Origin of the sequence: Exiguobacterium sp. 17-1 (assembly GCF_023096305.1) — a bacterium.
GTDB lineage: Bacteria > Bacillota > Bacilli > Exiguobacteriales > Exiguobacteriaceae > Exiguobacterium_A > Exiguobacterium_A sibiricum_A.
Genome location: NZ_JALIGJ010000004.1, coordinates 218,012 through 230,186, shown reverse-complemented (window position 1 = coordinate 230,186; position 12,175 = coordinate 218,012). Strand labels below are relative to the sequence as shown.

Annotated in this window: 12 protein-coding genes; 1 reads left to right on the top strand and 11 read right to left on the bottom strand. The window is 44.6% G+C overall.

Annotated features, from left to right (window positions below):
- Positions 1–90 precede the first annotated feature (90 nt).
- The 3 genes from MUN34_RS12175 to msrB form a co-directional block, all read right to left on the bottom strand.
- Positions 91–2,628 (bottom strand): HAMP domain-containing sensor histidine kinase, encoded by a 2,538-nt coding sequence (locus MUN34_RS12175; protein ID WP_247857921.1) that lies wholly within the window; start codon positions 2,626–2,628, stop codon positions 91–93.
- A gap of 159 nt (positions 2,629–2,787) precedes the next feature.
- The gene (locus MUN34_RS12170) at positions 2,788–5,700 is read right to left on the bottom strand and encodes a S8 family peptidase (protein ID WP_247857920.1); all 2,913 of its coding nucleotides are present in this window, start codon (positions 5,698–5,700) and stop codon (positions 2,788–2,790) included.
- 145 nt (positions 5,701–5,845) lie between these two features.
- Positions 5,846–6,946: a peptide-methionine (R)-S-oxide reductase MsrB gene (msrB, locus tag MUN34_RS12165; protein ID WP_026829395.1), complete on the bottom strand. Its 1,101-nt coding sequence runs from the start codon at positions 6,944–6,946 to the stop codon at positions 5,846–5,848.
- Positions 6,947–7,133: 187 nt separating this feature from the next.
- On the opposite strand from msrB, the gene MUN34_RS12160 reads away from it, so the two are divergent.
- Entirely contained in the window at positions 7,134–7,520 is a 387-nt protein-coding gene (locus MUN34_RS12160) for a DUF302 domain-containing protein (protein WP_247857919.1), read from the top strand.
- 136 nt (positions 7,521–7,656) lie between these two features.
- Here MUN34_RS12160 and MUN34_RS12155 read toward each other — a convergent pair whose 3' ends face one another.
- From MUN34_RS12155 to MUN34_RS12120, 8 genes are all read right to left on the bottom strand, one after another.
- The gene (locus MUN34_RS12155) at positions 7,657–7,884 is read right to left on the bottom strand and encodes a sulfurtransferase TusA family protein (protein ID WP_247857918.1); all 228 of its coding nucleotides are present in this window, start codon (positions 7,882–7,884) and stop codon (positions 7,657–7,659) included.
- Between the two features lie 36 nt (positions 7,885–7,920).
- Complete coding sequence (locus MUN34_RS12150) at positions 7,921–9,057, bottom strand: MBL fold metallo-hydrolase (RefSeq protein ID WP_247857917.1); 1,137 nt, start codon at positions 9,055–9,057, stop codon at positions 7,921–7,923.
- A gap of 32 nt (positions 9,058–9,089) precedes the next feature.
- Positions 9,090–9,656, bottom strand: coding sequence for a sulfurtransferase TusA family protein (locus tag MUN34_RS12145; RefSeq protein ID WP_247857916.1), 567 nt, complete (start codon positions 9,654–9,656; stop codon positions 9,090–9,092).
- Positions 9,657–9,704: 48 nt separating this feature from the next.
- The gene (locus MUN34_RS12140) at positions 9,705–10,001 is read right to left on the bottom strand and encodes a rhodanese-like domain-containing protein (RefSeq protein ID WP_026829400.1); all 297 of its coding nucleotides are present in this window, start codon (positions 9,999–10,001) and stop codon (positions 9,705–9,707) included.
- 24 nt (positions 10,002–10,025) lie between these two features.
- Positions 10,026–10,391 (bottom strand): rhodanese-like domain-containing protein, encoded by a 366-nt coding sequence (locus MUN34_RS12135; protein WP_282104395.1) that lies wholly within the window; start codon positions 10,389–10,391, stop codon positions 10,026–10,028.
- 15 nt (positions 10,392–10,406) lie between these two features.
- Entirely contained in the window at positions 10,407–10,886 is a 480-nt protein-coding gene (locus MUN34_RS12130) for a DsrE/DsrF/DrsH-like family protein (RefSeq protein WP_247857914.1), read from the bottom strand.
- Positions 10,887–10,942: 56 nt separating this feature from the next.
- Entirely contained in the window at positions 10,943–11,206 is a 264-nt protein-coding gene (locus MUN34_RS12125) for a metal-sensitive transcriptional regulator (RefSeq protein WP_247857913.1), read from the bottom strand.
- A 107-nt stretch (positions 11,207–11,313) separates the two neighbouring features.
- The gene (locus MUN34_RS12120) at positions 11,314–12,162 is read right to left on the bottom strand and encodes a LysR family transcriptional regulator (protein WP_247857912.1); all 849 of its coding nucleotides are present in this window, start codon (positions 12,160–12,162) and stop codon (positions 11,314–11,316) included.
- Positions 12,163–12,175: the final 13 nt, after the last annotated feature.

The following is a 12,175-nucleotide window of genomic DNA, read 5'->3' as shown; positions in this document are numbered from 1 at the left end:
GTTTTTTCTTCGAAGCAGGGCACACGATTTTCACTTGATTAGAAAAAAAACAAGCACCGTTGCCGAAGCAAAGCGGTACTTGTTTTGACTTTAGACATTCTCGGTAATGTGTAACGGCAACTGGACCGTAAACGTACTGCCTTGTCCTTCTTTTGACTCGACATGAATCACACCGTCGTGTTCTTTGACGATTTCCTTGCAAATCGATAATCCAAGACCCGTTCCACCAATCCGGCGTGTATCTGAGTTATCGACCCGATAAAATTTATCGAACAGTTGGGAGAAGGCATAATGTGGAATGCCAATCCCGTGATCCGTGATCCGAATTGTGGCATTTTCTTCATCGGTGCCGATACTGACTTCAATTAATCCACCTTCTGGTGAATACTTAATCGCGTTATTCACCAAGTTGTTCAGTAATTGTTTAATGCGCGCTTCATCACCAATGATTGCCGGACGTTCCGTCCCTAACATTCGGACACGAATGTCATGTTGTCCATTCGACACATCATATAAGTCGACGACCTGCTGAACGATTGTACATAAATCAAGATGCGCCATTTGGTACAGTTGTCCTCCGGACTGCATCCGCTGAACATCCAAGAAATCGGTCACCAAATTCGACAACCGTTCCGTTTCCGTATGAATCGTCGCTAAATACTTCCGTTGCTTCATCGTATCGATCTCACGGTTCAACATCAGCTCCGTAAATCCATAAATCGACGAGAGTGGTGTGCGCAATTCATGCGATACGGTTGAGACCAGTTCAGTTTTTAATCGATCGGCCTCTGTTTCCCGGGTAATATCCCGAATGACCAGGATGACACCTTTCCAGCCACCCTCAATATCAATCCGCTCTGCATAGACTTCTAAATGGGCCGTATTGTTTCGAACATCAAATTGAACTTTATCCGGAGAGACATCTCCTGCCCGAATCAAGGTCAAATAATCATTAAAACGATCGACATCATCCACGATATTACGCATCACTTCAATCACATAACTGCCGGATGGTAACGTCCGGTCTTTCGTGAACTCTGACTGGAGTTCCGGTACAAGTTCAAACAAGGGACGGTTCACGTATAATTCATCATTTCCGTCTTCCAGATAAATGATGGCTTCTCGAATCGAATCAAGAACTTGTTCCGTTTTTTGTTTCTCTTGTTTCATCTCGTCATAAGAACGTGTCCGAAGCAATGATAACGTCATCTGTTGGGAAAACTCACGCATATCGGCTAATTGTTGCGCTTTATACGTCGACTGGTAACGTACCATGTAAACCGCCGCCATTAACTGATTTGTTGATGGATCGTAAATCGGCAGTGCGACTTCATGGGTACTGAAGCTGTAAGGAACATCATCCTTCCGGGAAACCCGTTTCTCTGACTGGACAACTTGATTGCGAAGCATCATCCGATTGAGGACAGATGTTTCATCTTCTAATAATGCCTCGACTTGTTGAATCTTCATCCCGTTTGTCGTAGCTCCGATATACTGTCCATCCTCATATAATAGTAAGGAACCATACTCAGAGGACGTGATTTCTAACATCTTCCGCACGATGGCCGGATACGACTCCACCGTCTCACGGACCGCAAGTGCTTCTGTCAACTCACTTCGCATTTTCAGCTTTTCCTCGTTTTGCTTGGTCGTTTGATATGCTTCTTCCAATTCTTCCTGTTGTGCTTGGAGCTCTTCCTGTTGTGCAAGCAATTCCTCACTTTGCGCCTGTAACTCTTCGTTTTTCCCTTGTATTGCTTCTGTATGGGAGCTGGTTGTCACTGCCATTTGATTAAAGGATGACCGAAGCATTCCAATTTCATCGGTGCGTTGCTCATTTAAGTCCATTTCAATCGGTTCGTTCCGCGATAACTTTTGATTGTCATCAATCAGACGCAACAGTTGTTTCGTCATACGTCGGATAAATGGATGCACGAACAATAAAATAAACCCAACCAACACTAAGATGCTCGAAATCCAAATCCACTGTGTTTTTGCGACTTCACTCCGCAGATTCATGACGGCATTTTCCTGTTGAGCTTGTAAATTATCTCGGTAATCCTCAAGTGCCACTGATGCCCGTTCGATATCCGGTGTAATATCAATTGATCCGTCCGCTGAAGGTTTCAATTGTCCCTGCTCGACAAGCCGTTTTGCAATCGGCAATGAAAACAGACTGTCACCTTGTAAAAAATCTTCATTAATCTTATTGTCTTTTTTTCCATTGACGTATGATTGCGTGACCGGGAAAAGCGCTCCGTAATACAAGTCATATAAATTCATCATCTGTGCAGCAAATTCTTCTTCTTCATCTGTTTTTGCTTTACGGGAAAACCAATCGGTCTCACTCTTGATTTCGGTTCGTAAATCCTCGACTTCATCAAACCGGTCTTGATCTCCGAAAATGACGAATCCCCGAAGCCCGAATTGAACGGTCTGCCAGTTATCCCACAGCGTATCTGCCCGTCGGTTTTGCTCGCTGATAATCTCCAGATTGTTACGCGATGACTCGATCCTGCCCTCCATATAATCGTAGACAAAAAACGAGGTGACTGAAACCAACACGAGTACGGTATAAAAAACTGCCAACAATTGCCTTCCGATCCGCCTCCGAATCCATTTGATCATGAAATATCCTCCTCATCATCCTCGTAGAATGATGCTTTTTTGAAATAAATGTAATCACTTAAAAGTATCATAATTCTAAAAAAAATACTTTAAAAATAAGATATCTGGTAAAAAAAACAAGCCTTTTCCGTTTTACCCGAAAAAGGCTTGTCTGAAGACTTATTTTTTAGCTTTTTTGACGACGATTGACGTGCTCGTACTTTTTTGTTTAAAGCTGTTTTCAACATAAACAGAGAGCTTTGCTCCTGCTTTTTGTTTGGCAATCTTGACTGTGAACGTACCTTTTGAAGTGACCGTTCCTTTACCGATTACTTTTTGCTTTGCGTTTTGAACATAGACACGCGCTTTTTTCTCACCTGTCCCGGTTACTTTCGTTTGACCGGCTGTGACTGTTTTGACTTTTGGTGCCACTGGAGGAGCAACAACTGTAATCACTGTCGCTTTACTCGAACGGTTCGCAATGTCTTTCACTGTGACAGCAAGGCGGGCATTCGGTGCTTGTTTTTTGACCTTCACCGTGAACTTCCCTTTGCTGTCGACAGTTGCTGTACCGACGACTTTATTTTTTGCATCTTTGATCGTGATTTTACCTTTGGCAATCGCTGTCCCTGTTACGGTTGTAGCACCGGCGAGGACACGATTGACTTTCGGAGCAGCCGGAGCCTTTCCTGGTAAAACTTCTGTCCGTTCCGATGTTACATCAAGACCATTCGCATAACGAATCGTCAAGACGGATGCTTTTTCCTGACGGGGAATCGTCACACTGTATTTACCGGCTGTTGCTGTTGTTTTTGCTAACATTTTTGCTGTGTCTTTTGTATCCGTCAACTTTTTCGTCGACCAGATTTCAACTTTTGTACCCGTTTTGACTTGTCCACTGACAACGAGTTTGTTGTCATAGACCGGATTTACTTTTCCGTTTAAGTGCAGTTGAGAGATGGCACGTGTGATGTTGACTTTTCCATATCCCGAGACCGGGCTGACGAATGCCGGGAAGTCCGGAGTGCTGTCCTTCTCGTATCCTGGTGGATATTCATCTTCCATATCTTCGTCTTCATCGTACCAATCATTCGGATTCTCAAAGGCGAGTGGTTCCGCACTCGTCCGTAAGATTGTCTCGATTTGTTTTGGTGTCAGTTTGGAATCGAGTGACGCAAGAATTCCAGCGACTGCTGCGACATGTGGTGACGCCATGCTTGTTCCGTCCATGTAGACTGTATTACCGTCCGGGACAAGACTTGCGATTTTCGAACCTGGTGCAACTACATCGAGTCCGATGCCGTAGTTCGAGTAATCGGCAACCATGCCGAGCGGGTTAGTTGCGCCGACCGAGATCGCATACTCAGAGCTCGCCGGGAAACCAACAGACATATCATATTCGTTACCTGACGCTGCGACGACCGTTACACCATGATTTGCCGCATATTTCATCATATACGCCATCGTCCGGCTTTCACCGCCGCCAAGACTCATGTTGATGATTTTCGCCCCGTGATCGACTGCATATTTAATTCCGAGTGCAATTGCATCGGTTTCACCTTCACCGTTAGCGTTCAAAACCTTAACGGGAAGAATTTTTGCTGACTGATGGATACCGCGAATCCCGTAATTATTTTCGAGAGCCGCTGCGATCACACCTGAGACGTGTGTTCCGTGACCGTTATCGTCGAGTGCATTTCCGTTACCATTCACATCGACGTAGTTCTTTTCCTGGGCAATATCAACTTTTCCTTGTAAGTCCTTGAGGCGATAATCGACCCCTGTATCAATAACTGCAATCGTGACTGGTTTTAACTTTTGACCTGCATTGTTTTTCAAGAATTTTTCGAATCCGATTCCCGCATCCGGGAACTGTTCGACGCTCGATTTTTGGTTGAGCGACCATTGATAGTCGTAGTTGATGTCTCCTGTTGCACGGTATGTCTGGACTTCTTCGACATACTCGACAGCATTTGATTTCTTTAACGATTGTTTGAGAACGGCTGCCGACTGATTTTTAACTGTCGGATCTTCCGTGACGATGACAAACTCACCGGTTTTACCAAGCGACAACTTCTCAACGTCTGTTGCCTGTGTGCCGGCGATTTTCATCGTCCGCTGCGTGTGACCCGGTTTCAACTTAACGATGAACCGTGTTTTCGCTTCTGACTTCACTCGAATCCCGAACGGTTTGAATGCTTCTGTTAAATCTGAACCGCCGATGCTTTCAATGTTCGCCGTTTTTGCGACTTGATTGATTTCCGTTGCGATGACTTCCGGTGACGCGTCACGTGTCAAGGCATATAAACGGTTGACCGCTGCTTGGTCGGTTTTCGTCAATGTGTACGCTGTCCCGTTGACAAGAGCTGTCATGGCCGGCTTCAGTGATTTTAAATCTTCGTAAGCTTGTGTCCGTTTATCCTTGTTAAATAATAATGTTTTAACGACATAAGGTGATGCCTTGTAATACAACGAGGTTAAGCTGCGTCCTTGTTCCGATTGGCTCAACACTTGTTTTTGAATCGCATGCATCAAGGCAAGCATCGGTTTTTCGTCCGACGTTTGTTTGAGTGCTTCTTCCGCCATACAGCTCATATCGCTGATCGGCTCGTATTCAACCGCCAGCTTAACATCGTTGTACGTCAACTTGACGTTTGCTGGTTTGACCGTTTTAACTTCTTCCGTCTCCGGATAATAATCGACTTTGACGTAGTACGGTCCGTCCCATGCATAAGGAACAGCCAGCTTCGTGATGTCTTTGTCACTTGGTTCCGCGTATGCGCGGTAACGGTCAAAGGTCTCATCCTTCGAAGCCATCTCTTCACTTGGGTAAGCCGTTACTTCAATCGGCTGATCCGTATCAATCGATAATTCAAAGTGTGTCGCCGTTTTTTCAATTCCGGCCTGGTGTTCGACCTTATACCAGTATGTATTCTTTTTCTCTACTCCGGTTTCAAGAACTGTTTCCTGTCCGGCTTTTAATAAGACAGCTTCCGACAATTCACTTGCCGCTGCCGTTTTCACAGCTGACGGTCCAATTCCGAGTGTCAGAATCAAACAGCTCAGCATGAGCCAAATCGTTAACTTTTTCACGACGTTCCTCCTCAAGATATGATCTTACATTGTTTATAGTATAAACAATATTTGGATAAAATGGATAGTTATTTTTAGAATGTCTACCTTACATTTTCGAAAGAAAAAGGATTTTTCACGAAAGTGAAAAATCCCATTTAGCTAATTATTTAAATTCAGAAACATACTGACCGTAACCTTCTTTTTTAAGATCGGCTTTCGGTACAAATCGTAAAGCGGCTGAGTTCATACAGTATCGTAAGCCTGTCGGTTCAGGACCATCGTTAAAGACATGACCAAGATGGGCATTCCCGTGCCGGCTTCTGACTTCCATCCGCTTCATCCCTAATGCAAAATCACTTTTCTCAATGATATTTCCTTTTTCTAACGGTCGAATGAAACTCGGCCATCCGGTTTTCGAATCAAATTTATCATTAGAAGAAAATAACGGTTCGCCGGAAATCAGATCGACGTAAATCCCGTCCGCCTTCAAATCATGGTACGGATTGTCGAATGCCGGTTCTGTCCCATCTTCCTGGGTCACTTTATACTGAATATCCGTCAACTTCGCTTTGATTTGTTCGTCGGTCAATTTCGAATACTTGGGTAAATCCAGTTTTGGTTGATCATTCCAATATCGATTGATGAAGTCATCACGTCCTGATGCAGCCCGGTAAAATTTATATTTCTTTTCGCTCTTCAAATAATAGTCTTGATGATACGCTTCTGCCTCATAGAACGGACCGGCTTCAATTAACGGCGTGACGATTTTTTTGTCAAAGATGCCGCTTGCTGCCAAATCTTTCTTCGATTGTTCCGCAATCTGCTTTTGTTCCGCATTCGTATAGAAAATCGCTGTCGTATAGGATTCGCCTTGATCGACAAACTGACCGTTTGGATCGGTCGGATCGATTTGACGCCAGTAGACATCAAGCAATTGTTTATACGAGATGACCGATGGATCAAACGTGATCAGGACTGCTTCCCGGTGACCGGTCGTCTCCGCCGACACTTGGTTATACGTCGGATTTTCAACATCTCCACCGGTATAACCGGAGATGACTGATTTGACTCCTTTTAACTCTTCAAACGGCGGTTCCATACACCAGAAACATCCTCCGGCAAGAATTGCCGTCTCTTCTTTTGTATACGACAGCTCTTTGCTTCCGCTCGATTTTGCCTGTTGTTGCTGGAAAATAAAGTAGCCGCCAATCATAATCGCAATCAATGCTACGACCGATAGAATCGTCAACATCCGTTTCTTCATCTCCCCTCACCCTCCTTTTTTAAGCTTACGTCCCCCACTGTCTGATGGATGTCTTTTTTCTAATGTACCTTGATTTCCCACAGTTTGTCGCCCAGTCTGCTTTCATTTGGCATATTCAAAAAATACGATTCATCCTCTTGAAAGAGGGAAATACATCTAAGACACTAAAAAACCGGGAGGGGTATTCATGTTTGACTATACAGTCAACTCGAATCATTCAACGGAGAAAACAATCGAACGTCTGAAGACAGAACTTGCCGAGATTTCGTTTGGCGTCTTATGGGAGTTTGATTTAGCGAAAAAATTTGCCGAAAAAGAGTTACCGTTTGACGACCAATATCATATCCTTGAAGTCTGCAATCCGAAAGAAGCCCACCGTGTCTTATCGGCTGAACGACGGGCCGGCTACTTTTTGCCGTGTAAGCTCGCTGTCTATACAGAAGGCGGACAAACGAAAATCGGAATGCCGCGCCCGACCTCACTGATCGGTTTGGTCGAAGACGACGAACTGAAGCAAGTCGCACTCGATGTCGAACGACAACTCGTTGACGTCATCGAAAAAAGTCGCCTGTAACTTCATCAGAAAAAGCGATACTTTGCTGACGTACAAGCAAAGTATCGCTTTTTTGAATTCTTTCATAAATCCCAATTTCTATCCAGTTCACTCCTTTAAAAAAAGAGGACTGTCGCCAGCCCTCCTTCAACTTGAATTACCCTTTTTGGATCCAGAATTTTAAGACGCTGGTCTCTTCTTCGTGTTTCACAAGCTCATGACCACCTGATTTTGCCCACGCTTGCAAATCATTTTTAGCCCCTTTGTCTGTTGCATGGATTTCAAGAACCTGTCCTGATTCAAGTTCTGCGATGGCTTTTTTTGTTTTGACAATGGGCATTGGGCAGGCAAGCCCTTTTGCGTCGAGTACGAGTTCTGATTTCATAATGATAATTCCTCCTGAAATAAGTTATTTTTTAATTTAACGAACGGCGCAACGGTTTGGTCCGACTTCCATTTCGCGTTGTGCTTCGAGACCCGGTGTCTGTTTCCCCATGTTTGTCTCACGAATTTCTTGATAGGCATTTGGTTGCGGTGGCAGATTTTCGGTCACCATCTTCCGGAATGTTTCTTCATCTTCGATGTTCAAGCCGTGATTGTTTGCGAGTAAGATATCGAGTTTTTCTGCGACACTGCCGTCTTCATTTAACTCTTCGATCAGCATGAAGTGGGCCGGTAACACGATGAGATCTTTTGAAAGTTCACGGTACGTCTTGTACAGCGACTCCCGCAGGTCGCCGACCCAGTCTTCTGCAAGACCGGCTAAATCCGGACGTCCGATTGAATCAATGAACAGAATGTCACCCGTTAAGAGATACCGATTGTCGACAACAAAAGACGTGGAGCCGATTGTATGTCCCGGGGAATAAAGAGCCCGGACATCAATTTTTGTATCGCCTACCTGAACGTGGCTCCCATCTTCGAGCGCAGCGTAGTCAAACGTGACATCCGTCGCGTCTTTTGGTGGCAACCAATATGTCGCACCTGTTTTTTCCGCAATCTCACGGCCACCTGAAATGTGATCAGCATGAAGATGTGTGTCGAAAACATGCGTGATTTCAAGCTGACGTTCTTTTGCATAGTCGAGATAGACATCTGTCATCCGTGTTGCATCCACGAGGACGGCTTCGCCTTCTGAGATGATCATGTAAGACAGGCAGCCTTTCCCGATCCGGACGAATTGAACGACTTCACCTTGATCGACTCCAGTTTCATTTAATGATCCAAGTGAAATCGGCTCCAAGTGTTCGCTCCAGGCTTTCATCCCGCCTGCAAGATATGAGACCGTCCGTCCTGCTTCTTCCAGTAAGTCCGCGACGAAAATTGAAGATCCTTCTTTTGCACAGACGACGAGAACAGGTTGATCTGTCGGTAGTTGATCTAAAATATCTTCGACACCGTCGAGTAAATCAAAGTACGGAACATTCAAATAAGAAAACTGTTCGCCTTCAATTTTCCAGTCTTGAAACGCGTCTTCATTCCGGACGTCCAAAATAAATAATTTTTCGCGGCGAATGATTTTTTGTGTCACTTCTTTTGTAGTCATTGCTTGTGCCATCTTTGTCTTTCCTCCTGACCGTAATTTACGGATTACACGTTTTTTTCTGTATCAAATGCCCAGTCACTCATACCGGGAACTACGTTTTTTACACTAAATCCTTTAGCCGCAAGTTGTTGGCAAGCTAAGTCACTCCGGCTTCCCGTCCGACAGACGACGTAAATCGTTTTCGACGAATCGAGTTCTTCACTTCGTGCATCCAGTTCACCTAACGGAATATGAAGAGCGTTCGGAATGTGCGCAAAAGCATACTCTGCAGTTTCCCGAACATCGAGAACAAGTGTATCCGCGTTCTGACGAACGGCTTCGACCGTCTCGTTATTGACGACTTGTTCGAACGCCGGCGCTTCTTGATCATTACCGGAAGCTTTCCGGACGTAATGACGCAGGACATCACCGTCTTCAATCGTTCCGAGGTATTGATTGCCTGTACTGTTCGCCCAGGCCCGTAAATCAGCCGTCGATCCCTTATCTGTCGCTTGAACTTCCACGACTTGGCCCGGCTCAAGCGTCTTCATCGTTTTTTTCGTCCGTACGATCGGCATCGGACAAGCTAAACCACGTGCATCAAGTACGATATCTGTTTTGATGGTCTGCAAAAGTATTCGCTCCTTTTACCTCTAGGGGTATAATTAAGATTAAAAAAATTAGTTTGTTTTACCTTCGTACGACATCATGCCGCCATCCATATTGATGACATCAAATCCTTGTCCTTCAAGATAGGTTGCTGCGCGGCCACTGCGGGCACCTGAACGGCAGACCATGACATACTGTTTTTTCTTATCCAGTTCATTCATTTTGAATTCGACGAGACCGAGTGGAATATGAATCGCTTCCGGAATTTTTCCTTCTTTGACTTCATCCACTTCACGGACGTCAATGATGTTCAACTGTTCCCCGTTCTCAAGCTTTTCCTGTACTTCTTTTGCTGTGAATCGTTTCATCTGTATTTCCTCCTCGTGTTTTATTTAACGCCACGCGTTCATTCCGCCTGACACTTCTGTAACGCGTGCATAACCCGCTTTTTTTAATTGTTTGACCGCCTGTTTACTGCGCATGCCGCTCTGACAGATTACGATGACTTCTTTGTCTTTCGGAATCTTGTCGAGTTGTGTCGTTAACGTCTGGAGCGGAATGTTTTTAAAACCTTTGATGTGATTCCCTTTAAATTCGCCCGGTGTCCGGACGTCTAAATAAAACCGGTTCCGGTCACCTAACTGCTGCTTCAAGTCGGACGTCGACAATTTGTTGACACCTTTCGTTGGCGCAAACATCCGGTAAGCAAGAAACGCAACGATGATCAGAAATACGATATTCAAGATATCCACTTGCATCATGCCTCCTTGAGATTAGATAAACAGGTTGACGTTTCCGTCTTCAGCATCAGCGAGATACGCGGCGACACCGGCATATTCAATCCCGTCATGCAATTCTTCTTGTTTTAAGCCGAGCAGATCCATTGTCATCGTACAAGCGACCAGTTTTACATCCTGCTCTTTCGCCAGTTCGATTAAATCGGGAAGCGACATCGCGTTGTGTTTTTTCATGACGTTTTTGATCATCTTTTGACCTGCACCACCGAAGTTCATTTTAGAGAGCGGCATTTTATCGGCACCGCGCGGCATGAATTTACCGAACATTTTTTCAAGGAATGTTTTATCCGGTTGAATCGGCTCGTCTTTACGCATCGCGTTTAATCCCCAGAATGTATGGAAAATCGTCACCTCATGGTCGTAGGCAGCTGCTCCGTTGGCGATGATATATGCTGCCATGACTTTATCGTAATCTCCACTGAACAATACAATCGTTGTTTTTTTAATCTCTGACATCTGAAAAATTCCTCCATCTATTTTACCCCAATGGGTATTAATCATTGTAAATTTTTTTATCTGCTCTTCAGTAACAGTTGAACAGCTTCTGCTACAGCCTGTTCATGGTTATCGGCTGTTTCGTCATTCGTGACACAGTCAATGAGATTTCCACTCACGACAAGTCCAATGACGCGATCAATCGCGCTCCGGGTCGCACTCAGTTGAGTGACAACATCTTTGCAGGACGCTTCTTCTTTCATCATCCGGGTAATACCGTGAAGCTGACCTTCAATCCGGTTCATCCGATGAATGATTTTGTCTTCGTATACTTTTTCCATGCGAAGAACACTCTCCTTTTTCTCCGTGTGACCTGTCTCATACCTAATGGCTACATTCCATACAATAATACCTATAGGGGTATATGTCAACGAAAAAGTTTTCCTGATTACCGTGTCTTAAAAAATTCATCCATCCACTTTTGAGAAAGACGAGGTACTTCTCCCTTTAATGTGATGAACTGAAATGTCCGTTCCTTCATAATGACACCTTCGTGGATTTTAAAATCAGTTGAATCCAGCAAAGGTCCTGCCAGGCGTTCCGAGAGGATTGAAATACCTGTCCCATTCAGGATTAATTGTTTGATCAATCGATTGGAATGAACCGTAATCACCCGCTTCGGAGTAATTTGCTGATGCTGTAACCAGGATTCCAATGCTAAGCGGGACACTGATCCCTCTTCTCTGTAAATCCACGTCGCTTGATCAAGTGTCAAATCACGATGGCCGATGATTTGTAAGCAATCCGAGGCAAACGGGGTTGGTTCAATTTGCGGCAGATGAATCGGTCCTTCTACTAAACCTAAATCAATTTCATAATGGAGCAAGGCCTGCTCGACCTGTTCCTGATTCATCACCTGCACATCGATTGAGACATCCGGATAAGCGGTCAGAAATCGATGAATCATCTCTTCTAACATCGTTTCGTAAATCGTATGCGTCGCAGCAATCCGTAACGTCCCTTTTGTGATTCCAATCCGTTCATCCATCTCCTGATCGAGCCGGGTTACCTGGTGCAGCAGTTCCTTGGCATGACGGTAAACGACTTCTCCGGCTTCTGAAACTTTGACGGTCTTGTTGAAAGAGTGCCGGTGAATCAGTTGTTGGCCAAATCGTTCCTCAAGATGCTTTAAATGAAGACTGACAGTTGGTTGTGAAATGTAGAGTTCCTCTGCGGTTTTTGTAAAATGTTTCGTTTCAACTAATGTGACAAACGTTTTCAGCTCGTTAAAGTTCATTTTTCCACCTCAT